At 68.5% G+C, this 25,235-nt stretch carries 23 protein-coding genes and 1 tRNA gene; 4 read left to right on the forward strand and 20 right to left on the reverse strand.

Translation table 11 applies throughout. From position 1 onward, the window contains the following. Window positions 1–53: 53 nt before the first annotated feature. Window positions 54–3,557 (reverse strand): DNA-directed RNA polymerase subunit beta, encoded by a 3,504-nt coding sequence (locus tag ACFXI3_RS28085; RefSeq protein ID WP_344270055.1) that lies wholly within the window; start codon window positions 3,555–3,557, stop codon window positions 54–56. Window positions 3,558–4,276: 719 nt separating this feature from the next. On the opposite strand from ACFXI3_RS28085, the gene aroQ reads away from it, so the two are divergent. Further along, the gene (gene aroQ / locus ACFXI3_RS28090) at window positions 4,277–4,750 is read left to right on the forward strand and encodes a gamma subclass chorismate mutase AroQ (RefSeq protein ID WP_378403460.1); all 474 of its coding nucleotides are present in this window, start codon (window positions 4,277–4,279) and stop codon (window positions 4,748–4,750) included. 17 nt (window positions 4,751–4,767) lie between these two features. Here aroQ and ACFXI3_RS28095 read toward each other — a convergent pair whose 3' ends face one another. The 13 genes from ACFXI3_RS28095 to rplJ form a co-directional block, all read right to left on the reverse strand. Beyond that, a complete protein-coding gene (locus ACFXI3_RS28095) occupies window positions 4,768–5,826 on the reverse strand; it encodes a hypothetical protein (RefSeq protein WP_378403462.1) in 1,059 nt (352 codons plus the stop codon). Between the two features lie 26 nt (window positions 5,827–5,852). Next, window positions 5,853–6,461: a hypothetical protein gene (locus tag ACFXI3_RS28100; protein ID WP_344270046.1), complete on the reverse strand. Its 609-nt coding sequence runs from the start codon at window positions 6,459–6,461 to the stop codon at window positions 5,853–5,855. A gap of 36 nt (window positions 6,462–6,497) precedes the next feature. Further along, window positions 6,498–7,760, reverse strand: coding sequence for an MlaD family protein (locus tag ACFXI3_RS28105; RefSeq protein WP_344270043.1), 1,263 nt, complete (start codon window positions 7,758–7,760; stop codon window positions 6,498–6,500). After that, entirely contained in the window at window positions 7,760–8,983 is a 1,224-nt protein-coding gene (locus ACFXI3_RS28110; protein WP_377926247.1) for an MCE family protein, read from the reverse strand. The genes ACFXI3_RS28105 and ACFXI3_RS28110 overlap by 1 nt, the downstream gene beginning before the upstream one ends. 10 nt (window positions 8,984–8,993) lie before the next feature. Then, the gene (locus tag ACFXI3_RS28115) at window positions 8,994–10,175 is read right to left on the reverse strand and encodes an MCE family protein (protein WP_378403464.1); all 1,182 of its coding nucleotides are present in this window, start codon (window positions 10,173–10,175) and stop codon (window positions 8,994–8,996) included. Then, the gene (locus ACFXI3_RS28120; RefSeq protein ID WP_344270034.1) at window positions 10,172–11,158 is read right to left on the reverse strand and encodes an MCE family protein; all 987 of its coding nucleotides are present in this window, start codon (window positions 11,156–11,158) and stop codon (window positions 10,172–10,174) included. Before ACFXI3_RS28120 ends, ACFXI3_RS28115 begins: the two co-directional genes overlap by 4 nt. Beyond that, on the reverse strand, window positions 11,155–12,183 hold the full coding sequence (locus tag ACFXI3_RS28125) for an MCE family protein (RefSeq protein ID WP_344270031.1): 1,029 nt from the start codon (window positions 12,181–12,183) through the stop codon (window positions 11,155–11,157). Before ACFXI3_RS28125 ends, ACFXI3_RS28120 begins: the two co-directional genes overlap by 4 nt. Continuing rightward, entirely contained in the window at window positions 12,180–13,511 is a 1,332-nt protein-coding gene (locus ACFXI3_RS28130) for an MCE family protein (RefSeq protein WP_344270028.1), read from the reverse strand. Before ACFXI3_RS28130 ends, ACFXI3_RS28125 begins: the two co-directional genes overlap by 4 nt. After that, a complete protein-coding gene (locus ACFXI3_RS28135; protein WP_344270025.1) occupies window positions 13,508–14,344 on the reverse strand; it encodes an ABC transporter permease in 837 nt (278 codons plus the stop codon). Before ACFXI3_RS28135 ends, ACFXI3_RS28130 begins: the two co-directional genes overlap by 4 nt. 2 nt (window positions 14,345–14,346) lie before the next feature. Next, on the reverse strand, window positions 14,347–15,099 hold the full coding sequence (locus tag ACFXI3_RS28140) for an ABC transporter permease (RefSeq protein ID WP_051165981.1): 753 nt from the start codon (window positions 15,097–15,099) through the stop codon (window positions 14,347–14,349). Window positions 15,100–15,131: 32 nt separating this feature from the next. Further along, entirely contained in the window at window positions 15,132–16,310 is a 1,179-nt protein-coding gene (locus ACFXI3_RS28145; RefSeq protein ID WP_344270022.1) for an ABC transporter ATP-binding protein, read from the reverse strand. A 454-nt stretch (window positions 16,311–16,764) separates the two neighbouring features. Then, a complete protein-coding gene (gene rplL, locus ACFXI3_RS28150; protein WP_344270019.1) occupies window positions 16,765–17,151 on the reverse strand; it encodes a 50S ribosomal protein L7/L12 in 387 nt (128 codons plus the stop codon). 49 nt (window positions 17,152–17,200) lie between these two features. Next, on the reverse strand, window positions 17,201–17,755 hold the full coding sequence (gene rplJ / locus ACFXI3_RS28155) for a 50S ribosomal protein L10 (RefSeq protein ID WP_116200926.1): 555 nt from the start codon (window positions 17,753–17,755) through the stop codon (window positions 17,201–17,203). Between the two features lie 318 nt (window positions 17,756–18,073). On the opposite strand from rplJ, the gene ACFXI3_RS28160 reads away from it, so the two are divergent. Further along, on the forward strand, window positions 18,074–19,063 hold the full coding sequence (locus tag ACFXI3_RS28160) for a hypothetical protein (protein WP_378403468.1): 990 nt from the start codon (window positions 18,074–18,076) through the stop codon (window positions 19,061–19,063). Window positions 19,064–19,069: 6 nt separating this feature from the next. Here the strand turns inward: ACFXI3_RS28160 and ACFXI3_RS28165 are convergent, their stop codons facing one another. The 6 genes from ACFXI3_RS28165 to ACFXI3_RS28190 form a co-directional block, all read right to left on the reverse strand. Then, a complete protein-coding gene (locus ACFXI3_RS28165) occupies window positions 19,070–19,879 on the reverse strand; it encodes an alpha/beta fold hydrolase (RefSeq protein WP_378403470.1) in 810 nt (269 codons plus the stop codon). 69 nt (window positions 19,880–19,948) lie between these two features. Continuing rightward, window positions 19,949–20,668, reverse strand: coding sequence for a 50S ribosomal protein L1 (rplA, locus tag ACFXI3_RS28170; protein WP_344270008.1), 720 nt, complete (start codon window positions 20,666–20,668; stop codon window positions 19,949–19,951). A 90-nt stretch (window positions 20,669–20,758) separates the two neighbouring features. After that, complete coding sequence (gene rplK, locus ACFXI3_RS28175) at window positions 20,759–21,190, reverse strand: 50S ribosomal protein L11 (protein WP_037360170.1); 432 nt, start codon at window positions 21,188–21,190, stop codon at window positions 20,759–20,761. 82 nt (window positions 21,191–21,272) lie between these two features. Next, a complete protein-coding gene (nusG, locus tag ACFXI3_RS28180; RefSeq protein WP_344270001.1) occupies window positions 21,273–22,091 on the reverse strand; it encodes a transcription termination/antitermination protein NusG in 819 nt (272 codons plus the stop codon). 74 nt (window positions 22,092–22,165) lie between these two features. Continuing rightward, window positions 22,166–22,600, reverse strand: a complete 435-nt coding sequence (secE, locus tag ACFXI3_RS28185; RefSeq protein WP_161269654.1) for a preprotein translocase subunit SecE — start codon at window positions 22,598–22,600, stop codon at window positions 22,166–22,168. 32 nt (window positions 22,601–22,632) lie between these two features. Further along, window positions 22,633–22,705: transfer RNA gene (locus ACFXI3_RS28190), tRNA-Trp, on the reverse strand. A 555-nt stretch (window positions 22,706–23,260) separates the two neighbouring features. On the opposite strand from ACFXI3_RS28190, the gene ACFXI3_RS28195 reads away from it, so the two are divergent. Continuing rightward, on the forward strand, window positions 23,261–24,163 hold the full coding sequence (locus tag ACFXI3_RS28195; protein WP_378403473.1) for a TIGR03619 family F420-dependent LLM class oxidoreductase: 903 nt from the start codon (window positions 23,261–23,263) through the stop codon (window positions 24,161–24,163). Window positions 24,164–24,213: 50 nt separating this feature from the next. After that, a complete protein-coding gene (locus ACFXI3_RS28200; protein WP_378403475.1) occupies window positions 24,214–25,122 on the forward strand; it encodes an SGNH/GDSL hydrolase family protein in 909 nt (302 codons plus the stop codon). The last annotated feature ends 113 nt before the right edge of the window (window positions 25,123–25,235 follow it).

Raw genomic sequence — 25,235 nt, forward strand, 5'->3', positions numbered from 1 at the left:
GGTCGGCGGTGGAGCCGGGATCCGCGGGAGGCAGATCCCGGCTCGACACCGAATCAGTGCACGACGTCGTCCACCGAGGGCGACTCGTTGCGGGACAGGTTGATGCCGAGGTTCGCCGCGGCGCGCTCGAGGTCCTCGTCGTCGGAGTCGCGCATCTCGATCGCCGCGCCGTCGCTGGAGAGCACCTCGACGTTGAGGCACAGCGACTGGAGCTCCTTGAGGAGCACCTTGAACGACTCCGGGATGCCCGGCTCGGGGATGTTCTCCCCCTTCACGATCGCCTCGTACACCTTGACGCGGCCGACCACGTCGTCCGACTTGATCGTGAGCAGTTCCTGCAGCGTGTAAGCCGCGCCGTAGGCCTGCATCGCCCAGCACTCCATCTCGCCGAAGCGCTGGCCGCCGAACTGCGCCTTACCGCCCAGCGGCTGCTGGGTGATCATCGAGTACGGGCCGGTGGAGCGGGCGTGGATCTTGTCGTCGACCAGGTGGTGCAGCTTCAGGATGTACATGTAGCCGACCGACACCGGGTACGGGTACGGCTCGCCGGAGCGGCCGTCGAACAGCGTGGCCTTGCCGTTCTCCTTGACCATGCGCTCGCCGTCGCGGTTCGGCTTGGTCGCGCCCAGCAGCCCGGTGAGCTCCTCTTCCTTCGCGCCGTCGAACACCGGGGTCGCGGTGTTCGTGTTCGGCGCGACGTCGTAGAGCTCCTGCGACAGGTTCTTCGCCCAGTCCGGGTCGCCCTCGATCGTCCAGCCCTGCGAGGCCAGCCAGCCCAGGTGCAGCTCGAGGATCTGGCCGATGTTCATCCGTCGCGGAACACCGTGGGTGTTCAGGATGATGTCGACCGGGGTGCCGTCCTCCATGAACGGCATGTCCTCGACCGGCAGGATCTTGCCGATGACGCCCTTGTTGCCGTGCCGGCCGGCGAGCTTGTCGCCCGGCTGGATCTTGCGCTTCTGGGCCACGTAGACGCGGACCAGCTCGTTGACGCCCGGGGGCAGCTCGTCGTCGTCCTCGCGGGAGAACACCCGGATGCCGATGACCTTGCCGGTCTCGCCGTGCGGCACCTTCAGCGAGGTGTCGCGGACCTCGCGCGCCTTCTCGCCGAAGATCGCGCGGAGCAGGCGCTCCTCCGGGGTCAGCTCGGTCTCGCCCTTCGGCGTGACCTTGCCGACCAGGATGTCGCCGTCGCGGACCTCGGCACCGATGCGGATGATGCCGCGCTCGTCGAGGTCGGCCAAGACCTCCTCGGAGACGTTCGGGATGTCCCGGGTGATCTCCTCGGCGCCCAGCTTGGTGTCGCGGGCGTCGATCTCGTGCTCCTCGATGTGGATCGACGTGAGCACGTCGTCCTGCACCAGGCGCTCGGAGAGGATGATCGCGTCCTCGTAGTTGTGGCCCTCCCACGGCATGACCGCGACGAGGAGGTTCTTGCCGAGCGCCATCTCACCGTTCTCGGTGGACGGGCCGTCGGCGATGACCTGGCCCTGCTCGACCCGGTCTCCCTCGTTGACGATCGGCCGGTGGTTGAAGCACGTGCCGTGGTTGGAGCGGCGGAACTTGTACAGTCCGTAGCTCTTCCGCGTGCCGTCGTCGTGCATGATCGTGATGATGTCCGCGGACAGCTCCTCGACCACGCCGGCCTGCTCGGCGACCAGGACGTCCCCGGCGTCGACCGCGGCGCGCAGCTCCACGCCGGTGCCCACGTACGGAGCCTGGTTGCGCAGCAGCGGAACAGCCTGGCGCTGCATGTTCGCGCCCATCAGCGCGCGGTTCGCGTCGTCGTGCTCCAGGAACGGGATCATCGCGGTGGCGACGGAGACCATCTGCCGCGGCGACACGTCCATGTAGTCGATCTCGAGCGGGTCGATCAGCTCGACCTCGCCGCCCTTGCGGCGACCGAGGACCTTGTCCTCTTCGAAGTGCCCGTCGTCGGTCAGCGGCGCGTTGGCCTGCGCCTTGACGTAGCGGTCTTCCTCGTCCGCGGTCAGGTAGTCGACCTGGTCGGTGACCTGGCCCTCGACGACCTTGCGGTACGGCGTCTCGATGAAGCCGAACGGGTTGACCCGCGCGTAGGAGCACAGCGAGCCGATCAGGCCGATGTTCGGGCCTTCCGGCGTCTCGATCGGGCACATCCGGCCGTAGTGCGACGGGTGGACGTCGCGGACCTCCATGCCGGCGCGCTCACGGGACAGACCGCCCGGGCCGAGGGCCGAAAGACGACGCTTGTGCGTCAGGCCCGACAGCGGGTTGTTCTGGTCCATGAACTGCGACAGCTGCGAGGTGCCGAAGAACTCCTTGATCGCCGCGCCGATCGGGCGGATGTTGATCAGGGTCTGCGGCGTGATCGCCTCGACGTCCTGGGTGGTCATGCGCTCGCGCACGACGCGCTCGGTGCGGGAGAGGCCGACCCGGATCTGGTTCTGGATCAGCTCGCCGACGGTGCGCAGGCGGCGGTTGCCGAAGTGGTCGATGTCGTCGGTCTCGACCGGCACCTCGACGCCGGCGGAGCTCGTCATCTTGTCCTCGCCGGCGTGCAGCCTGACCAGGTACTCGATGGCCGAGACGATGTCCTCTTCGGTCAGCGTGCCGGTGTCGTACGTCGAGTCGAGACCCAGCTTCTTGTTGACCTTGTAGCGGCCGACCTTGGCCAGGTCGTAGCGCTTCGGCTTGAAGAACAGGTTCTCCAGCAGCGTCTGCGCGCTCTCCTTCGTGGGCGGTTCGCCCGGGCGCAGCTTGCGGTAGATGTCGAGCAGCGCCTCGTCGGTGCCCGCGGTGTGGTCCTTCTCGAGGGTGGCCAGCAGCGTCTCGGAGAACGAGAAGCGCTCGCGGATCGCCTCGGTGGACCAGCCGAGCGCCTTCAGCAGCACGGTGACCGGCTGGCGGCGCTTGCGGTCGATGCGGACGCCGACGGTGTCGCGCTTGTCCACGTCGAACTCGAGCCACGCGCCGCGGCTCGGGATCACGCGCACGCTGAAGACGTCCTTGTCGGTCGTCTTGTCGACACTGCTGTCGAAGTACACACCCGGAGAACGCACCAGCTGGGACACGACGACCCGCTCGGTCCCGTTGATGATGAAGGTGCCCTTGTCGGTCATCACCGGGAAGTCGCCCAGGAAGACCGTCTGGCTCTTGATCTCGCCAGTGTTGTTGTTGACGAACTCGGCGGTGACGAACAGCGGGGCCGCGTACGTCATGTCCTTGTCCTTGCACTCCTCGATCGAGGCCTTGACCTCGTCGAAGCGCGGGGCGGAGAAGGACAGGGACATCGAGCCCGAGAAGTCCTCGATCGGAGAGATCTCGTTGAGGACCTCTTCCAGACCGCCGACCGGGTTCTCTTCGCCTTCGTTGACGCGGCGCTCGAACCACGCCTCGTTGCCGGTGAACCACTGGAACGACTGGATCTGGACGTCAAGCAGGTTCGGGGTGGAGAGTGGCTCGCGGATCTTCGCGAAGGAGACCCGCTTGGGCGCTCCGGGGATTCCCGTGGCCTGCGCGCGGGATTCAGCCGAGGTGGTCGCAGCAGTGGCCTGGTTCGCGGGAGAGACTGCCAAGATGCGTCCTTCCGGGGACAATGAGCGGTGAGCAGCCGCGATGGCAACAGCTGTCGCGGACTGTCAGGGGTGCCGTGTGCCCACTATCCTAACTACCGGCTCCGGGCAGCCTGAAAGAGGGCAGCGCAAAGAAGCAGTCTAGCCCCCATGACGCGGTCTGTCCAGGGGGCACTCCCGACGGGGCCCAGCCTGCATCGCGTCACCTTGGGGCAGTGCGTCTCCCTGAGCCTCACTGCGTCCTCTGGCTCCCGGTTCGCCCGGGTTTTCGCGCCCCTCCCGCAAGGTTCGCGTTCCCCGGCCGTGACCGTTGGCAGTAAGCGTGAACCCACGCGGCTTTGGAGTCAAGATGCCGCGCGGCGGTCCCGCCGGTTGGCGCAGCGTCGAAGCGGGACAGCGCAGGGTGACCGATCCGGCGGCCGCCGAGGTTACCGCCGGGTACCCGAGGACCGCCGCGCAGGTCGGTGCGGCAGCGACGCAGGTCGGCGGCTCGCCCGCGGTCCCGGCGGCGGATTCCGGCGCGGCGCGGCGGGCGCGGGATGGATCACATTCCGCGAGCGGTCGTGCGCTCGGCGGCAGAGCGGAATAGGGGAACTTCGGGCAGCTCGAACCCGGATTCCGGGTCCCCCGGGCAGGGGTTGCGGACGGCGGGAAGCGGCGGTTGGCAGCGGCGCCGTCCCGGTGATCAACTGGGCGGGGCCGAACTCCCGGAGGTGCGCACGATGCCGGAACCCGACGCGTCGCTTCCCGAACTGGTCCTGCGCAGGCTGGCGATCAGCGAGCAGGTCGCCGCCGCGAAGTTCGGGGCCGGGCGGGCGGTCGACGATCCCGTCCGCGAGCAGCGGGAGCTGGCCCGCGTCCGGGCGCTGGCTCGCGAAATCGGCCTCGACCCGGACCTCGCAGCCGGAGTCCTTGCCGACCAGATCGCCGCGAGCAAGCAGGTCCAGCGCCGGCTTTTCGAGCGCTGGACCGAGCAGCCCGGCGCCCGGCCGACCGGCGGCCCTGACCTGTCCGTGCTGCGCGCCGAGCTGGACGGCCTCACAGTCGCTCTGCTGGACCGGCTGGCCGCGATCGGCCCCGAACCCCTCACGCCGCCCGAAACGCCGGACGAGCTGAAGCAGGAGCCACTCAGGACGGCTTTCCGGACGCTGGCACGACAACGGCCCGCCCCCGGAGCTTCCGGGAACGGGCCGTGACGTCTGCTGAGGACTGTCTACTTGGACGGCGGGGCCGAGGCGGGCGCGGACGGCGCGGGTGCGCCACCGGCCGGTGCGGCGGCCTTGTAGGTGTCCATGTCGGTGATCTTCCAGGTGTCGCCCTGCAGCTGGGCGTCCACGTGCATCTGCGCCGTGCCGGCCGCGGTCTGCTTCGTGTCCGCCCGCGTCGAGGTCTGGTCGATGAACAGCATCACCCTGGCGAGGTCGCCGTTCAGCCGGATCACCGCGCTGCGGGTGACCTTGCAGGTCACGACCACCTTCTGCTGCGGCGCGAGCTTCTTGACCTGGCCCATCAGCGCGTTGTAGCTCGTCTTGACCTGGTCGGTCGCGAGCAGCTGGTTGGCCGCGTCCTCGGTCTTCTTGATGTTGTTGAAGTCGTAGGAGAACAGCGTCTCGATCGACTTCGAGACCTGGTCCTTCACCTGCGCGGTCTTCGCCACGTCGAGCACCGCGCGGTTGCTCGTCGAATCGGCCGCGTCGGAGCCCTTGACCTGGAAGATGACCGCCGCGGCGACCAGCGCGAGGCCGACCACCAGCAGCAGCGCGACCCGCACGGTGTTGCGGCTGACCACGGACCGCTGAGCCGGGACAGAGTCGTCCTCGGCCCGCGCCTTGGTCTCGGCTTCCTCCACGTCCGAGGGCTTCGCCGAACCGGTGTCCCGCTTCTTCCGCCGAGGGCTCGGCCGGGCGTCTTCTTCTTCGACCGTCTCGCCGGTGAGCGCGTCGACCTCTTCGGCCGGAGCCTCCTTGCTGACCCCGGAAACCTCGGCTTCGGGTTCAGCGGCCTCGACGGCGTCTTCCTCGACCGCGGTCTCGGCGACGTCGGTCTCAGCGGGCTCAGGCTCAGGCTCGGCCGGGCGCACCAGCCCGCCGCGGGGGATCCGCAGCTCCTGGGTCACCTCGGCCGGATCCGCGTCGGGAAGCGGCCGGGGGCGCGGTTTGGGCGAGGCCGCCTGCGCCGCCGGGTCCGACGGCTTGCGCAGCCCGGCGACCTTCGGCCTGCGGGCCGGTGGCGTGCTGGCACTGCGCGGTGGCTGGCGACGGGAGGGGGGCACTGCGGAACTCCGATCTGCGGGTGAAGCTACTGGCCGGCGGCGACGAGCGGCACTTGGTCGATCCCGGACAGCTTCCACTTGCCGTCGACCCGGGTCATCTGGACCTCGAGCCGCAGCGCCTTGGTGGCGTTCTTGCCGCCCGCCGACGTGTCCGTGCTGATCGCGGCCAGGAAGCTGGCCTTTCCGTCGTGGTCGTTGAGCTCCTCGACCGCGATGTCCTGGATCGTGGTGGTGACCTTGACCTTCTGGTCGGTCAGCGCCTTCGAGTAGTTCGGCTGGGCCTGCGCGATCTGCTTCGCCATGTCGTCGCTGGACACGTCCTTCTGCTTGGCGAAGTAGTCGTCGAGGTGCTGGTAGTCGACCTGGGTGTAGGCCAGTACCGCGGCCGAGCCGTCCTTGAGCACGTCGTCGCGCGCCGAGGCGAGGTCCCGGTCGCCGTCCATCTCCGCGACCAGCCACATGATCCCGAACACGATCGCCACCACCAGCGCGGCGAGGGCGAACGCCCCGGACCCGAGCAGCCAGACGCGCGGCGATCCGGGAAGCGTCCACTTTTCCTGCGCCGCACCGGCCGAAGCCGGTTCGGGCGTATCAGCGGTCACCTCTTCCTCGGCGACCGCGTGCTCGGCACTCATAACACTCCAGAGTAGGTAACAGTCATCAAATCCCGGTCAGCCGAGTCCCAGCAGCGAGCCCATGCTGTTCAGCGAGACCCCGGGGCTGCCGACGACACCGGGCACCTGCGCGTCGCGCTGCTCCTGCAGCTGCTGCGCGGGCCGGTTCTGGTTGGCCGCGATGTCCTGCTGCGACGGCTGCACCGGCACGCCGTTGTAGGGCGCGTTCTGGGAACCCCGGACGTTGATCGGGCTCCCCTTCGGCTCGGCACAGTAGGCCTTGTCGTCCTCCGGCCGGACCGAGGTGTCCGAACCCGGCCGGTACTGGCTGTAGGGCAGATAGCCCTTCGTGCACGACGGCGGGTTGAACAGGTTCAGCACCAGGCCGAGGTGCGCGGTCCCGTCGCCGGGGGCCACCGACGGCGCGGCGGCCGCCAGTGCCGGATAGGTCACCAGGCCCTGTTCGAGGCCGTCCAGCCGGGTCACGGTCAGGTTGGCCGTCGTGAGCAGGTTCGCGGTCAGCGCGCCGAGACCGGGCCCGGTGTCCTTGACGACCTGGCTGATCTGGGTCGCCACCTGCGGGGTGACGCCGATCAGCTTGCGCAGGTCGCCGTCGGAGTTCTTGAGCGTCCCGCTGAGCTGGTTGAGGCTCTTGGAGAAGGACGCGAAGTTCGACGCCTCGTCGTTCTGCGTGTCCAGCACCTTGCCGCCCGCCTGCAGCAGCTGCACGGTCTGCGGCAGGTACTGCTGCGCGGTGGTGGTGAAGCTGCGCGCGGTGTCGAGCAGCTGCTGCAGGTCGCCGCCGGTGCCGCGGAACGCGTCGTAGGACTCGTCGACGACCTTCCGCAGCGCGTCGGTGGGCACCGAGGACGACAGCGAGTCGAGGTCGCCGAGCAGCCGGTCGGTGCTGACCGGGGTGCTCGTGCGCGCGACCGGGATCACCGAACCGCCCGCGAGGTAGGGGCCCTGGTCGTTCTTCGGCCGCAGGTCGACGTACTGCTCGCCGACCGCGGACCGGTTGGCGATCACCGCGTCGAGGTCGGACGGCACCCGCGGGGCCGACGGGTCGATGTTCAGGTCGGCTTCGAGGCCGGTCTGGGTCAGCCGCAGCTGCCCGACGCGGCCGACGTTGAAGCCGCGATAGGTCACCTCGGCGTTGGTGAAGATCCCGCCGGATTCGTTGAGCTGCAGCTTCACCGTGTAGCCGCTGCTGCCGAACACCGTGCCGAGGCCGGCGAAGCGGATCAGCGCGTACACGATGGCCACGACCGAGATGATCGCGAACAACACCAGCTGGATTTTCGTCCTGCGCAACAACATCAGCCAGCACCTCCGGAAAGCACCCCGAACAGGCCGGACAACCCGCCTTGCGACGGCTGCCCGCCGCCCTGGCCGCCGGTCGAGGACGGAGCCTGCTGCTGTTGCCCGGCGGGCTGGCTGCCCGGGAACGACAGCGGCGGCGGCTGGTTCGCCGGCGAGCCCTCGACGCCGCCGGTCAGCCCGGGAACCGGGAGCAGCCCGTTCAGCCCGTTCTGCCTGCTGCGGCCGAGGTTGTCGATGACGTCCTTGAGGTTCAGGTCGACCTTGGCGAACAGGTTGAAGTAGTCGCCCTTGACGTCGTTGTAGGCCTGGTCGGTGAACGGATAGGTCAGCAGGATCTCCAGCGCCTTGGGCAGGTCGCTGCCCGCCTCGCCGAGCTTCTGCAGCGTCGGCGTGAGCGCCTTCAGGTCGGCCACCAGGTCCGCCTTGCTCTTGTTCACCGTGTCGGTCGCGACGCCGGAGAGGTTGTTGAGCGCGTTCAGCATGGTCACCAGCTGGCCGCGCTGCTGCTCCAGCACCCCGAGCCCGGGCCCGAGGTTGTCGACCGCGCCGACCAGCTTGTCCTTCTGGTCCCGCAGGGTCATCGACAGCCGGTTGAGGCCGTCGAGCGCGCGGGTGATGTTGGCCGACTGGTTGTCGAGGTTCGTGACCAGCTCGTTCGCGTTGGACAGCAGCGCCTTGATGTCCGGCTCGCGGCCGGCGGTGGCGTTGTTGAGCTCCTTGGTGATCGTGTTGAGCTGCTCCACGCCGCCGCCGTTGAGCAGCAGGGACAGCGCGCCGAGCACCTCCTCGACCTGGACGTCGCGGCCGGTGCGCGCGAGCGGGATGGTCGCCCCGTTCGCCAGCTGCCCGGTCGCCTCGGTGCCGCCCGGCGACGCCAGCTCCACGTACTTCTCGCCGAGCAGGCTCGACTGCTTCACGTTGGCCATCGCGTTGGCGGGCAGCTTGACGTCGCCGTTGACCTCGACGGTCACCTCGGCGTGCCAGCCGTCCGGCGTCAGCCCGATCGCCTTGACCTGCCCGACCGGCACCTCGTTGACCTTCACCCCGGACTGCGGGACGAGGTCGAGCACGTCCTTGAACTGGATCTTCAGCGTGTACGGGTGGCTGCCGAGGTCGGCCCCGCCGGGAAGCGGGACGTCGTAGACGCCGTTGAACGCGCAGCCGCTCAGCACGAGCGCGGTCACCGTGGTGAGCGCCCCGCCCGCGGCGAACTTCGTCAGTCGCTTCACGTCAGCTCCCCTGCGTCCCGTAGACCTGGCCCTGCAGCGGGAGCGGCAGCGGCGGCAGCTGGCCGTTCTGCATCGCCTGCAACACCTGCGCGGTGGACGGGAGCGGAACCACGCCGTCGACCACCTTCGCGATGCCGTCGCAGGCGTTGCCGAGCAGCTGCTTGGTCACCGAGGTCTGCTTGAGCAGGCTGCAGACCATCACCAGCGGCGGCTGGGTCAGCTCGTTGAGGTTCGGCCGCGCGTCGAGCGTGCCGGACGAGCCGTTGTAGACGCCGACGATGTTGGAGAGCGCGACCGGCGCGACGTCGAGGATCTCGGCGAGCGAGCTGCGCTGGTCCACCAGCACCTTGGTCACGCTGGCCAGTTTGTCCACATTGGACTTCAACCGGCCGCGGTTGCGTTCGATGAAGCCCTGCACCGACTGCAGCGTGGTGCCCAGCTGCTGCACGGTCTGGGCGAGATTGTCCTTCTCCCCGGCCAGGAATCCGCTCACGTCGGCGAGCTGGCTCTCGAACTGGCGCACCTGGCCGTCGCTGTTGGCCAGCGACTGGGAGAACTTGCCGAGGTTCTGCACCGTCTGGAAGAGGTCGTCCTTGTTGCCCGCCAGCGTGCCGGACGCCTGCCCGAGCTTGGTGATCGTGTCGTGCAGCGCCTTGCCGTTGCCGTCGAGGTTGTTCGCCGCGGTGTTCAGCAGGTCCGAGAGCGAGCCGTTCTTGTTGGCCCCGTTGGGTCCGAGCGTCTCGCTGACCTTCGCCAGGCTGGCGGCGAGCTGGTCGACCTCCAGCGGCACCTCGGTGCGGTCGAGGCCGATCGTCGCGCCGTCGGAGATGCGCGGGCCGCCGGTGTAGGCCGGGGCGAGCTGGATGTAGCGGTCGCTGACCAGCGACGGCGACACGATCAGCGCCTTCGCGTCGGCGGGCACCGCGACCGAGCGGTCGTATTCGAGGTCGACCCGGACCTGGTTGCCCATCGGCTGGATCTTGGTCACCGTGCCCATGTCCACGCCGAGCATCCGGACGCTGTTGCCCTCGTAGAGGCCGACGGCGCCGGCGAAGTACGCGGTCAGGTGGTTGCGGCCGGCGTCCTTGAGGGTCCACCAGAGCGCGCCCGCGACCACGAGCGCGAGCACGATCGCGATCGTGAAGCCGCGGGTGAGCGACTGGCCGAAGCGGGTGTCGGTCATTTGGAGTTGCACCCCTCCGGATTGAGCGGGCCGACCGAGGGAAGCACCAGGCCGCAGATGTAGTTGTCGAACCAGTGCCCGGTGCCGATCGTGTTGTTGAAGACCCGGATGAACGGGGCGAACTTCTGGATTCCCTGTGCCAGCGAATCCTGGTTGCGCTGCAGCATCGACGTGAGCTGGTCGAGCTGGGTGAGCACCGGGTTCAGCTGGCCGTCGTTGTCGTCGACCAGGCCCTGCAACTGCGTCGACAGCTGCTTCGAACCTTCCAGCAGCGTCTTGATCGCCTGCTCGCGCTTGCCGATCTCGTCGAGCAGCTGGTTGCCGTCGGTGATCAGCTTCTGCACCTCGGCGTCGCGGTCGACCAGCGTCTGCGACACCTGGCGCGTGTTGGCCAGCAGGTTCGCCAGCTGCGAATCACGCTTGGCGATCGTGTCCGACAGCTTCGACAGCCCGGACAGCGCGCCCTTCACGTCCTGCGGAGTGTTCGAGAACGTCTGGGTGATCGCCTCGAAGCTCTTCGACAGCTGGTTCGTGTCGATCGCGTCGACCGTCTGCGACAGGCCGCGGAACGCGTCGAGCACGTCGTAGGGCGACATCGTGCGGTCGCGCGGGATCGGCGCGCCGGGGTCGAGGTTGCCGTTGCCCTGCGGGTCGAGCGCGAGGTACTTCTGGCCGAGCAGCGTCTTGATCTTGATCGCCGCCGTGGTCTTGTCGCCCATCCAGGCGTCCTTGACCTTGAACGACACCTTGACCGACGCGCCGTCCAGCTTGATGTCGGACACCTTGCCGACCTTCACGCCGGCGATCCGCACGTCGTTGTCCTTCTGCAGCCCGGCGGCTTCGGAGAAGTCCGCGCTGTAGGTGGTGCCGCCGCCGATCACCGGCAGGTCCTCGGAGTTCATCGCGGCGACGAGGCCGAGCGCCATGACCGCGATGCCGACCAGCGCGATCGGGATCGGGTTGCGTTTCTGGAAGGACTTCATCCCTTGCACCTGTCCCGGTTCGTCGGCAAGAGCGTGAAGTTCGTGTTCGGCAGCAGCGGCGGCGCGCCGACCGTCCCCGTCATCTCGCACGCGTAGAAGTTGAACCACGAGCCGTAGTCGGCGGTGCGGGTGAGCGCGCTGACCTTCTTCGGCATGAACTGGATGAAGTGCTCGACGAGCGGTTCGTTCTGGTTCAGGTTCGTGGTGAGCTTGCCAAGGGCCGCGATGTCGTCCTTCAGCGGAGCCCGCGCGTCGGTCAGCAGCCCGGCGGTCGTGGTGGCCAGGTTGCCCAGCCCGTCGATCGCGTCGCCGATCGGCTTGCGGTCCGCGGCGAGGCCGGACACCAGCTGCTGCAGCTTCACGATCAGGTCGTTGAGCTGCGGGGTGTGCTGGTTGACCGTGTCGAGGACCGAGTTGAGGTTGTCGATGACCTCGCCGATCACCTGGTCCTTGTTCGCGATCGTGGTGGCCAGCGAAGCGGTGTGCGACAGCAGGCTCTGCACCGTGCCGCCCTCGCCCTGCAGGACCTGGATGACCTCGTACGACAGCTTGTTCACATCAGCCGGGTTCAGCGCGGTGAACAGCGGCTTGAAGCCGTTGAACAGCTCGGTCAGGTCCAGCGCGGGCGTGGTGCGCTCGAGCGGGATCGATTCGCCCGGCTTGAGCGTCGCGCCGCTGGTGTCGTCGCCCTCGCCGAGCGAGACGTAGCGCTGGCCGACCAGGTTGCGGAACTTGATCTGCGCGGTGACGCCCGCCGGGAGCTTGCGTCCCGAGTCGACCTCGAAGTCCACCTGCGCCTGGCGCTTGTCGACGATCTTCACGTCCTTGACCTGTCCGACCCGGACGCCCGCGATGCGCACGTCGTCGTTGGGCAGCAGGAGCGTGGCGTCGGTGAAGCGCGCGGAGTAGGCGCTGGTGCTGGTGGTGTTGATGTTCGCGATGCTGATGCCGAGCACGGTCGTGAACAGGACCGTGACCACCACGAAGATGGTCAGCTTGATCAGCGGTGCGGCGAGTCCCCTCACTTGACCGTCACCTCCGTGCCCCGGTAGAGCGGGCCGACGAGCAGCGAGCCCCAGCCCGGGAACTGGCTCTGCGACATCCCCGTCTCCGGGCCGACCAGCGCGGCGAGGAAGTCGTTCTCAGCCGCGGTGTTGACCGGGTTGCCGCCCGACGTGCCGCCGCCGTTGGCCCCGGCCGCGTCCGCCTTGAAGTTGGCCGGGTTCAGGCCCTCGCCGACGGTCTTCGGAGCCGCGCCCTGTTTGGTGCCGTCCTTGAACGGACCGTCCGGCGGTTGCTGCGGGAACGGGTCCGGCGCGGGGTTGAGGTCGTAGCAGCGCGGACCGCGCTTGTCCTCGAACCTCGGCTCCTCGCCCGGCTTGTACGGCCCGCGGTTCACGACGATCTCGATGGTGGCGTTCAGGCCGGGCTTGCCGTTGTACTTGCCCAGCGCCGCGTCCGCGACCGGCACGACCTTCGCCATCTGCTTCAGCACGCACGGGTATTCCGGCGAGTACTTGGCGAGCAGTTCGGCGGTCGGCCGCGCGGTGCTGGCGAGGCTGATGAGGTTCTGCGAGTTCGCCTCCAGGAACGACTGCAGGTCCTGCGACGCCGTGGTGAGGTTGCCGTACAGGCTCGACAGGTTCCCCTGCTCGGCCACCACGGTGCGGGTGGTCGTGCTCAGGTTGTCCAGGCTCTGCACCAGATCCGGCGTCGCGTTGCTCAGGTGGCCGGAGAACTCCGCGAGCGCCTGCAGGTTGTGCTGCAGTTCCGGCTCGTGCGGGTTCAGGTCGCCGATGTACTGGCCGAGCTGCGAAAGCGTCTCGCCGAGCGGCTTGCCCCGGCCCTGCAGCGCGGTCGAGATCGCGGTGAGCGTGCTGGACAGCTTCTGCGGCTGCACCGCCTGCAGCACCGGCATCAGGTGTTCGAGCGCCTGGTCCAGTTCGACCGCGCCGGAAGTGCGGTCCTGGGTGATCACGTCGCCCTGGGAAAGCGTCTTGCTCGAAGGGTCCTGCGGAATCTGCAGCGACACATAGCGTTCGCCGAACAACGTCTTCGGCAGGAATCGCGCGGACACGTTCTCCGGAATCAGCTTCACCGACTCCGGGTCCATCGCCAGCGTCAGTTCCGCGCCGTTCTCGGTCGCCTTGATGTCCTGCACCGAACCGACGATCAATCCGCGGACCTTCACGTCCGACTGCTTGAGCAGCTGGTTGCCGATGTGGCCCGCGTCGAGCTTCACGGTGACGAACTTGCTGAACGCCTTGTCGTACATCGCGATGCTGAGCGCGATCCCGCCGACGAGCACCGCCACCAGCAGCAGGCCGAGCAACCTGCGCCGTAGTGTGGTCATCCCGCAATCCTCACCGTGACGTCGGTTCCCCAAATCGCGAAACCGATGAAGAAGTTCACGACCGAAACCGTGACGATGGAAAGCCGCACCGCGCGGCCGACGGCCACGCCCACCCCGGCCGGACCGCCGGTGGCCCGGTACCCGAAGTAACAGTGCGAAAGAATGATCAAAACGCTGAAGATCAGCACCTTGATGAACGAATAGAGCACGTCTTGCGGTGGTAGGAACAGGTCGAAGTAATGGTCGTAGGTACCCGCGGATTGTCCGTAGATATAGATAACGACCAGCCGCGAGGCGAGGTACGAGCTCAGCAGGCCGATGATGTACAGCGGGATCACCGCCACGAACCCGGCGATGATCCGCGTGGTCACCAGGTACGGGAGGCTCGGCACGCCCATCACCTCGAGCGCGTCGATCTCCTCGGAGATCCGCATCGCGCCGAGCTGCGCGGTGAAGCCCGCGCCGACCGTCGCCGACAGCGCCAGCCCGGCCACCAGCGGCGCGATCTCACGGGTGTTGAAGAACGCGGTGAGGAAGCCGGTGAAGGCCGAGGTGCCGATCGAGTTCAGCGCCGAGTAGCCCTGCAGGCCGACGAGGACACCGGTGAACAGCGTCAGGCCGACCATCACGCCGACCGTGCCGCCGATGACCGCGAGCGAGCCGGAGCCGAAGCTCACCTCGGCCAGCAGCCGCAGCACTTCCTTGGTGTAGCGGCGCAGCGTGCGCGGCGTCCACAGCAGAGCCCGGCCGTAGAACGACATCTGGTCGCCGAGCGTGTCCAGGGTTTCCAGCGGGCGGTTGGCGATCCGCTTCGCCCCCGAAAGGAACGTCATGGTCAGTCCAGCTTTCCGGGCACGAGCTGCAGGTAGATCAGCGTGATCACGAAGTTCACCACGAACAGCAGCAGGAACGTGATGACCACCGACTGGTTCACCGCGTCGCCGACGCCCTTCGGACCGCCGCTCGGGTGCAGGCCGCGATAGGCCGCCACGACCGCGGCGATGAAGCCGAAGATCAGCGCCTTGATCTCGCCGACCCAGAGGTCGGGCAGCTGCGCGAGCGCGGAGAAGCTGGACAGGTACGCGCCCGGGGTGCCGCCCTGGAGCACGACGTTGAAGAAGTAGCCGCCGAGCACGCCGATGACGCTGACCATGCCGTTGAGCAGAAGCGCGACGAGCATCATGGCGAGCGTGCGGGGCACGATCAGGCGCTGGACCGCGGAGACGCCCAGCACCTCCATCGCGTCGATCTCCTCGCGGATGGTCCGCGCGCCAATATCAGCACAGACCGCGCTTCCTCCCGCACCGGCCACCAGCAGCGCGGTGACCAGCGGACTGGCCTGCTGCACGGTCGCCAGCACCGAACCGGCACCGGTGTAGGACTGCGCGCCGAGCTGGCGGGCGAGCGCGCCGAACTGCAGCGAGATGACCGCGCCGAACGGGATCGCGACGAGCGCGGTCGGCAGGATCGTCACGCTCGCGACGAACCAGGCCTGCTGGATGAACTCGCGGAACTGGAACGGGCGCTGGAAGATGCCGCGGATGATGTCGAGGCCGAGCGCGAAGAGGTTCCCGGTCTCCCGCAGCATTCCGTAGCCGGGGATCTTGGCCGTGCTGGTGGTCACGCGCCACCCTGCCCGTGCCGGGGCGACCGGCGGTCCGCGCCCGGAATCTGCGCGACCTGGTCGGCGGGAAGCTGTCCCTGGTGCTGGTTCGGCACCGGACCCGGCGCGTTGACCGGGGGCAGCTGCTGGGTGTCCTCGGGGCCCGCCTGGTGGTGGAAGGCACCGGGGTTGGGCCGCACGTTGTAGTGCCGCTGCTGCTCGGGGGTGAGGGATTCGATGATCCCCTCCTGCGCCGCCGCCGGGAGCGTGTGCAGGATCCGCATCACGCGGTCCATCCGGCGCTTGGCCCCGCCGCGCTCCGGCACGCCCGGGCTGACCTGCATCTGCGGCACGACGCCGCGCACGTCCTCGTTGAGCACGTCGCCGTGGCCCGCCTCGGCCTCGGCCTGCTCGCGGGCCATCTGGGCGCTGTCCTTCTCCTCGGACATGCCGATCGGGCCGAGCTTGCGGCCGTTGAGGAACTGCTCGACCACCGGTTCGTCGCTGGTCAGCAGCACCTCGCGCGGGCCGAACATGACGAGTTCCTTGCGGAACAGCATGCCGAGGTTGTCCGGCACCGTGCGGGCGAGGTTGATGTTGTGCGACACGATCAGGAACGTCGCGTCGATCTGGGCGTTGACGTCGAGGAAGAGCTGCGAGATGTAGGTCGTGCGGACCGGGTCGAGACCCGAGTCCGGCTCGTCGACCAGGATGATCTCCGGGTCCAGCACGAGGGCGCGGGCGAGGCCGGCGCGCTTGCGCATACCGCCGGAGATCTCGCCGGGGAGCTTCTTGTCCGCGCCGGCGAGGCCGGTGATCTCGAGCTTCTCGAGCACGATCCGGCGGATCTCGGTCTCGGACTTCTTCGTGTGCTCCCGCAGCGGGAAGGCCACGTTGTCGAAGAGGTTCATCGAGCCGAACAGCGCGCCGTCCTGGAACAGGACGCCGAAGAGCTTCCGGATCTCGTACAGCTTGTGCTCGGAGCAGGTGACGATGTCGACGCCATTGATGACGCACCGTCCGCGGTCCGGCTTGAGCAGGCCGATCATCGACTTCAGGAACACGGACTTGCCGGTTCCGGACGGGCCGAGCATCGCCGAGACCTCGCCGGGAGGCAGGGTCAGCGTCACGTCCCGCCAGATGGTCTGCTTTCCGAAGGACTTCGTCAGACCTTCGATGACCACCTCGGCACCCATCGCACCTCCAGGAGCTGTTCCGCGTCGTCGCGCACCGCCGCCCCGTCACCGCTGGCAGCGGCGGAGCTCGCGCGGCGAACTCCGCTTCAACCAGGTGCAACGAGCTGAGCGCGAACAGGTTACTCACCAGTTTTGTTCTCTGGCCAGCCCCCGTGCACGTCTCACGTGCCGGGGATCCAGTACGGCGACCGCTGGCAGCACGGTAGTGCACGTCACGTTCGGGCGCAGATCCAGATGGCCGACCGGCGCTCATCCCGATGGGTTAACCGGCGGAAACGCGGCAAACAGGGGGTGACCCGAGGCCGTCCGGTGAACAGTTTGTTCACCTGAACGAGAGCGCTCGCGGGCCGTTCGGCGACTGTGCGTCTTTTTTGTTCCGGACAGCAAAAAGGGCGGGCACCCGTGTCGGGTGTCCGCCCCTTTCGAGGTGACGCAGGCGCTTGCGCGCCCGGGATCACTTGATGGAGATCTTGGCGCCAGCGGCCTCGAGCTTCTCCTTGGCGGCCTCGGCGGCCTCCTTGTCGACCTTCTCCAGGAGCGCCTTCGGAGCGGCCTCGACCAGCTCCTTGGCCTCCTTCAGGCCCAGACCGGAGACGACCTCGCGGACGACCTTGATGACCTGGATCTTCTTGTCGCCGGCCGAGTCGAGGATGACGTCGAACTCGTCCTGCTCCGCGGCGGCTTCGGCCGGAGCGGCGCCCGGGGCGGCCGCGACAACGGCGGCCGGGGCGGCGGCGGTGACGTCGAAGACCTCTTCGAACTCCTTCACGAAGTCCGACAGCTCGAGGAGGGTCAGCTCCTTGAAGGCGTCGATCAGCTCGGCGGTGCTCAGCTTCGCCATGATGGCTTCCTCTCAGAAAAACGAACTAAAACGTTCGGGGTGGGGTGGTTCAGCTCTCGGCGGGTGCTTCGGCTGCTTCGGTACCGGTGGCGTTGCGCTGCTTCTCCTCCAGCGCGGCAGCCAGGCGGGCAACCTGGGACGCCGGCGCCTGGAACAGCGCGGCGGCCTGGGAAAGCTTCGCCTTGAACGCGCCCGCCGCCTTGGAGAGCAGCACCTCACGGCTGTCGAGATCAGCGATCTTGGAGATCTCGTCCACGGACAGCGCGCGGCCGTCCATGTAGCCGCCCTTGATGACAAGCGCGTTGTTGTCCTTCGCGAAGTCGCGAAGTGCCTTCGCGGCGTCGACTGCCTCGCCCTGCACGAAGGCGATCGCGGTCGGGCCGACGAACAGGTCCTCGACGCCCTCGAGACCGGCGTCCTCAGCGGCACGCTTGACGAGGGTGTTCTTCGCGACCCGGTACTTGGCACTGGTGCCGAGAGCGCGGCGCAGCTGGGACAGCTGAGTCACGGAGAGGCCGGTGTACTGGGTAACGACGGTGGCCGAGCTGCTGCGGAAGCTCTCCGCGATCTCGGCGACGGCCGCCACCTTGTCGGGCTTCGCCATGGTCGCCTCCTCTCTTGGCTAGTGTCACCACTGGCCATGTCGGAGGCGCCTCCGAACGACAAAAACGCCCACGCGCAGCAGACGCGGGGCGTTGCCCGGTCTCGCGACCGGGGTGTGAGCCTCGTTCCTCCTGCGCAGGCCGTCCGCCGTACTGCGGAACCTTCGTTCCCCGGGAATCCGGAGAAAACCAGCGGTCTTTGGTAGAACCGTCGACCAGCATACGGGAGGGCTTCGCGGCGTTCGCGGGCACCCCCTTCCTGAGCTGCGAGAACCAGGGCAGTCTCGGGAAATCGCGGCGGAGCGGGCATCATTGGTGACGTGGCGGAACAGCGTGATCACGGAAAGCCGGAAGAAACCCCGTCTCCCGGTTCGGGTGAGTCCTCGGCTCAGCCGCCCGCGCTTCCGCAACCCGGCGGGGCCGAGGTCGCGCCGCGAACGCCCGCTCCGAATCTCCCGCAGCCGAGCGGCTCGGCCGAGCCGCAGCAGCTGGATCCCGAGCAGCTGCGCCAGTTCCAGGAATTCCAGCGGTTCCAGGAGTACCTGAGGTTCACCCAATCCCAGCAGGGCACTGAACCGGCTCCCGTGCCCGACGCGGGCTTGGTCCCGGCGGGCAACCGTCAGCCGCAGCCGCTCGCCGGCGGCCAGCCGCCAGCGCCGCCGAACCAGCCGGGCGCACTGACCGCGTACGAGGAACCGCCGCGCAACCGCCGCCCGGTGCCGCGCTGGGTGAAACGCCTCGGCGGGAAAATCCTGGGCTGGGTGATCGCCCTGGTGATCCTGGGCATCCTGATCAACTGGGGCTACCACCAGATCTTCCCCAGCGACGACGGCAAAACCTCGGCCCAGATCGCCGCCGAGGGCGGCGGGACCTACCACACGAACCAGATCCTCACGACGGCCTCGCCGTACGAATCGGTCCGCCGCGTCTACGACGGCATCGCGCAGCACGGTCCCGGGCAGAAGAGCATGGTCGACCACGTCTGCGGCCTTTTCGACCAGGCCACGCAACTGAAGTTCGCGACTGACCTCGGCTTCACCGACTGTGCCGCGGCGGTCCAAGGCCTGCACGACCGGCTCGACCGCGCGCCCGGTTCGGTCGACGCCTACGCCGAGTCGATCTCGAAGCGTTCCGGATGGCCGCCGGGCGAGGACGTGGTCATCAAGTCGTGCGACTTCCCCATCACCGGCGGCCCGGCGCTCGGCGACTTCACCGTCAAGCAGGTCGAAAAAGGACAGTGGCTGATCTCCGGACACCAACGCGGACCGGAGAAATGCGCGCCGCCGACCGCGACCTCTACCCCGGGCTGACCGCCGTCAGGCAGGCGAGCTGATCGGCAACCGGGTCTCCCCCGTGTCCGAGTACGCGAAGAAGTCCACCAGCGACGCCGCGAAAGCCGGGTGCGCCACCGCTTCCATGTGGTTCCCCGGAACCCGCACCAGCCGCGCGCCCGCGATCCCCGCCGCGAGGCGCTCCGGCTGCGTCGCCAGCTCGTCCGACTCTCCGGCCAGGATCAGCGTCGCCGCCGAGAGGTTCGACAGCCGCATCGGGCCGTGCGGGGTCGCGTGCATGACCGCGGCCAGCGCTTCGACGTCCGCGCCCGCCCGGCGGGCCAGCCGGCGGAACGGGCGCGCCGCCGAGGGCACCTCCGACCGGTCTTCGGCCAGCAACCCCGCCGCGATCTGGCTTCGGTTGACCACCCGGGCGTCCACGCCGCCGAAGTCCACGATGCCCGCTCCGACCCCGCCGACCGCGAGGCAGCGGACCCGCCGGTCACGCGTAGCCACCAGGAGCGAGACGATCGCGCCCATCGAATAGCCCGCCAGGCAGACCTCTTCGAGGCCGAGTTCGTCGAACAGCGCGGTCAGGTCCGCGGCCATGATGTCCTCGCCGTAGGCCGCCGGGTCGTGCGGCTTCTCCGACTCGCCGTGCCCGCGCGCGTCCAGCGCGATCACCGTGAAGCCCGCCTTGACCAGCGCGTCCACGACTCCGGGGTTGACCCAGCTCACCTGGGAGTCGGCGGCGAAACCGTGGTGCAGCACGACGGGCCGCCGGTGCCGTCCGTCGCCCTCCCAGACGGTGTAGCTCAGCTGGAGCCCGTCGGGGGCGATGAACGTCGTTGGCATACGTCCATGAGACACGAAAAAAGGGTGGCCACGCACGAAGCGTGACCACCCTTTCGCGTGATGTGCGACTCAGACCGCCGCGTCCTCGGTGAGGAGGTTGCGGGTCCGCGCCGGGTCGACCGGGATGCCCGGGCCCATCGTGGTGGTGAAGGTGATCTTCTTGACGTAGCGGCCCTTGGCCGACGACGGCTTGGCGCGCAGGATCTCGTCCAGCGCGGCCGCGTAGTTCTCCACCAGCTTCTCGATGTCGAACGACGCCTTGCCGATCACCAGGTGCAGGTTCGCCTGCTTGTCGACGCGGAAGTTGATCTTGCCGCCCTTGATGTCCTTCACGGCCTTCTCGACCGCGGGGGTCACCGTGCCGGTCTTCGGGTTCGGCATGAGGCCGCGCGGGCCGAGGATGCGGGCGATGCGGCCCACCTTGGCCATCTGGTCCGGCGTCGCGATCGCGGCGTCGAAGTCGAGCCAGCCACCCTGGATGCGCTCGATCAGTTCGTCGGTGCCGACCGCGTCCGCGCCGGCGGCTTCGGCCTCGGCGGCCTTGTCGCCGACGGCGAAGACGATGACGCGGGCGGTCTTACCGGTGCCGTGCGGCAGGTTCACGGTGCCGCGGACCATCTGGTCGGCCTTGCGCGGGTCGACCCCGAGACGCATCGCGACCTCGACGGTCGCGTCCATCTTCGTCTTGGAGGTCTCCTTCGCCAGCTTCACGGCCTCGAGCGGCGCGTAGAGGCGCGCCTTGTCGATCAGCTCGCTGGCCTGGCGGTAGGCCTTGCTGTGCTTGGTCATGCTTCTGTCCTTAGTAAGTCAGTGGATCAGTGTGGTGACGAGCCAGCACCTGGCTCTCCCACGGGTCTTGCTTCAGCGAGGCTGAAGCAATTACTCGACCGTGATGCCCATGGAGCGGGCAGTACCGGCGATGATCTTCGCGGCCTGGTCGATGTCGTGCGCGTTGAGGTCGGTCTCCTTGGTCTTCGCGATCTCGCGGACCTGGTCCCAGGTGACCTTGGCGACCTTGGTCTTGTGCGGCTCGCCGGAGCCCTTCTCCACGCCTGCGGCCTTGAGCAGCAGCTTGGCGGCCGGCGGCGTCTTCAGCTTGAAGTCGAACGACCGGTCTTCGTAGACGGAGATCTCGACCGGGACGACGTCCCCGCGCTGCGACTCGGTCGCGGCGTTGTAGGCCTTGCAGAACTCCATGATGTTGACGCCGTGCTGACCCAGCGCCGGGCCGACCGGCGGCGCGGGGTTGGCCGCACCCGCCTTGATCTGCAGCTTGATGATCGCCGCAAGCTTCTTCTTCTTGGGTGGCATTACCTTGTGTCCTTCTTAACTGACGTGAGTCCCCCGCACACCTGCCAGTACGCGGGGACTGCCGACCGGGATGGCCCGGCCGTCAGATCTTGGAGACCTGGCTGAACGAGAGCTCGACCGGGGTCTCCCGGCCGAAGATCGACACCAGGACCTTCAGCTTCTGCCCGTCGACGTTGACCTCGGAGATCGTGGCGGGCAGCGTGGCGAACGGGCCGTCCATGACGGTGACCGACTCGCCGACCTCGAAGTCGACCTCGACGGCGGGCGCGCCGGACGTCGCGGCCGCGGCGGATTCCCCGCCCTTGGCTGCCTTGGCCGGTGCTTCCTTCTCGACCTGCGGGGCGAGGAACTTCAGCACCTCGTCCACGGTCAGCGGCGACGGCCGCGAGGTGGCCCCGACGAACCCGGTGACGCCCGGGGTGTTGCGCACCGCGCTCCACGACTGGTCGTTGAGGTCCATCCGGACCAGGATGTAGCCGGGCAGCACCTTGCGCTGCACCTGCTTGCGCTGGCCGTTCTTGATCTCGGTGACCTCTTCGGTCGGAACCTCGATCTGGAAGATGTAGTCCTCGACGTCCAGGGTCTGGGTACGCGTCTCGAGGTTGGTCTTGACCTTGTTCTCGTAACCGGCGTACGAGTGCACGACGTACCACTCGCCCGGCGCGGCCTTGAGCTCGGCGCGCAGCGCGGCGACCGGGTCGTCCGCCTCGGGGGCGGGCTCGGTCACGTCGGCGTCGTCGTCCGATTCCTCGGACTCGTCGGTGGCGGCGGCGACCTCGTCCTCGGCGACGGGCACCTCGACGGACTCGGCGGACTCCTCGTCGCCGGGTGCCGTCTGCACCTGCTCGTCGGAAAGCTCGGTCAGGTCGCGACCGGCTTCGGTGCCGTTGTCGGAGGTCACGTTCCGTCCTCTCAGTTGATCGCTTGCCGGGCCGGACCGGGGCCCGGCCAGCGCGGTGGCGCGCCCGTCGGGCGTCAGCCGAAGACCAGCCCGACCAGCTCCTTGAAGCCGAGGTCGAGGCCGCTCACGAGGGCCACCATGAACACCACGAACACCAGCACGACGGCGGTGTAGGTGACCATCTGCTTGCGGTTGGGCCAGATGACCTTGCGCAGCTCGGCCCAGACCTCGCGGATGAACCGCGTGAACCGGGCGAACACCGAGGCCTTCTTCGCCTTCCGGTCCCGCTTAGGGGTCGGCGCGCCCTTGGCGTCGGCGGGCTTCGCGACCTTGTCGCCCGCCTTGCCGGACGGACGGGTCGAGCCCGGCCGTGCCTCGGACTTGCCTGCCGGCCGAGCGGAAGCGCGGCGTTCGCGTCGAGCCGCGGCGGACACCGGGCGGGATTCGACTCCGGACTGCTTGCCCGAATCGTCCTGCTCGTGCTCGCCGCTGGCGTCGCTGTCGCTCACGACCACTCCTCCGCTCCACCAGTTCCCGTACGCAGGGGTGACAGGACTTGAACCTGCAACCTGCGGTTTTGGAGACCGCTGCTCTGCCAATTGAGCTACACCCCTGTGGAGCCCGGTCACCCTGGCTCCGGAGGACGCATTCCATCGTCCCCACCATCCGGCGGGGATGACCGTAGTGCGTTCCGAGTTCCGAAGTCTACGGCAAGCCGGATGTTGCCTTGCAACCCAGCCCCCTCGACGCCCGCGCGGCGCCCCCGGGACGACCGTTCCGGCACTCTCGGGCAGGTTCCCGGACCCCACGGCGAAGATCACCCGAACGTGCCAATATAAGCGCGTGCACCGAAATCCGATTAATCGCGAAGCCACCGCCGAGCCCCTCTCGCTCGCCGGGCAGCCCGCCTTCGCGATCGCCCCGGATTCCTGGCGAGGCAACCAAAATGGCCGAGTTCGCCACGCATTTCCCCGCCAGGCAGCCAAGACCGGCTTGACCAAAGATGATCTTAGTTGTCCGCCAAGCAAACCAGGACCGCGAGATCGCGCCGATTTCTGGACTGAGCGATTCGCTCGGCCCCCAGGCCGAGCGAATCGGGAGGGAAGAAATCGGCTTGAGGCGATCTCGCCGCCACGGCGGAGCCGTGGCAATCAAACACAGGAGACCCGGTGACCACCTTCCGGCTCGGACTGGCGCTGCCGCAGTACGGCAAGCTCGCCGACCCCTCCGCCATCGCCGGCTTCGCCACCGAAGCCGAGCGCATCGGCTTCGCCTCGCTGTGGGTCGGCGACCGGGTCCTGACCCCGGTCTCCCCCAAGACCTATTACCCGTCCGGAACACCCGAACGGCCGTACCCGCCGGAGTTCGTCCGCTTCGTCGATCCACTGCTGGCGCTCACCATCGCGGCGAACTCGACGGAGTCCGCGCGGCTGGGGTCGAGCACTCTCAACGGCCCGCTCTACTCGCCGGTGCTGCTGGCGCGCTCCCTCACGTCGCTGGACCTGCTGTCCGGCGGCCGGCTCGACGTCGGCCTCGGGCTCAGCTGGCTTCGCGACGAGTACACCGCCGCCGGGGTGCCGTGGGAGCACCGCGGCGCGCGGCTGGCCGAGCTGGTCGAGGTGCTGCGGACGCTGTGGACCGCGGACCCCGCCGGGCACCAGAGCGAACGCTGGGACATCCCGGACTCCCTGATCGGCCTCCGTCCGATGCAGCGGCCCGGCCCGCCGGTGCTGCTGGGCGGGGCGTCGGACGCGGCGCTGCGGCGCGTCGGCCGGATCGCCGACGGCTGGTTGCCCGCCGGGCTTCCGATCCCGATGCTGCGCCAGAAGTGGGCGGTGGTCGTCGAATCCGCGGAGAAGGCGGGGCGGGATCCGGAGTCGCTGCGCCGGGTGCTGCGGATCAACCCGACGCCGGGTTCGAAGGTCGCGACCGTCGAGGACGTCGCAGGTCAGCTCAAGGCCGCCGAAGCCGACGGCATCACCGAGGCGCTGGTCGATCTGCACTATGTGGCCGAAACCGTCCCGCACGCGCTGGAGCTGGCAGGCGAACTGCACGGTGCTGTCTTTGCGTGATCACCCGTAAGCGGGTCGTCGGCGCGGGGCGGGACCGGTAGAACGGTCGAGTGGGGGCTAACAAGAGCGGTGGATGCGGGTTGCTCGTCCTCGTTGTCGTGGGGGCGTTGCTGGCCGTCGGCTACTACAAGTCGAAGCACGACTCGTCGACCGCGCCGCCGTCCGGCGCGGACACCGGCGGCGGCAGCGGCCGGTACGTCGCACTCGGCGACTCGTACACGTCGGCGCCGCGCACCGGGAAGCAGTCAGGCTCGCCGGCCGGATGCGCGCGCTCGGACAACAACTATCCGCACCTGGTGTCCGCGAAGCTGAAGCCGGCGAAGTTCGTGGACGTCAGCTGCAGTGGCGCGACGACGGACGACTTGAGCGACACCCAGTCGACGCGCAAGGGCTCGAACCCGCCGCAGTTCGACTCGGTCACCGCGGACACGACGCTGGTCACCCTGGGCATCGGCGGCAACGATGTGGGATTCATCGCACTGGCGCAGTCCTGCGTGACCGCCCACGAAAGCGCCTCGCCGTGCAAGGACCGGCTCACCGCGGGCGGCAAAGACCAGCTGGCCGACCGCATCAGCGACACCGCGAAGAAGGTCGGCACCGCGCTCGATCAGATCCACAAGAAAGCCCCGAAGGCGCGCGTGGTGGTCGTCGGCTACCCGACGGTCCTCCCGGACGGCGACGGCTGCTGGCCGGTCCTTCCGCTGGGCAGCGGTGATGTGGCGTATCTGCGGGACGCGCTCGGGAAGCTCAACGACGCCCTGTCCGACCAGGCCAAGTCTCACGACGCCGGGTTCGCGGACACGGCCGAGCCGAGCAAGGGGCACGACGTCTGCGCGAACTCGGACGTGAAGTGGGTCGAGGGAGTGGTCCCGACCTCCTCGGCCGCGGCGCTGCACCCGAACGCACGGGGCGAAGCCGGGATGGCCGGGGCGGTGGAGTCAGTGCTGGGCGTGCACTGATGCCGCAGCCCGGGGTTCTCACCCCATCCACGAGTCTGGCGCGCGGCACCGAGGTCCGTGAGGGGAACCCTGAGGGAATCAGAGTCCCTCAGGGTTCCCCTCACGGACTTTTC

This window comes from Amycolatopsis sp. NPDC059235, assembly GCF_042754125.1.
Lineage (GTDB): Bacteria > Actinomycetota > Actinomycetes > Mycobacteriales > Pseudonocardiaceae > Amycolatopsis > Amycolatopsis albidoflava.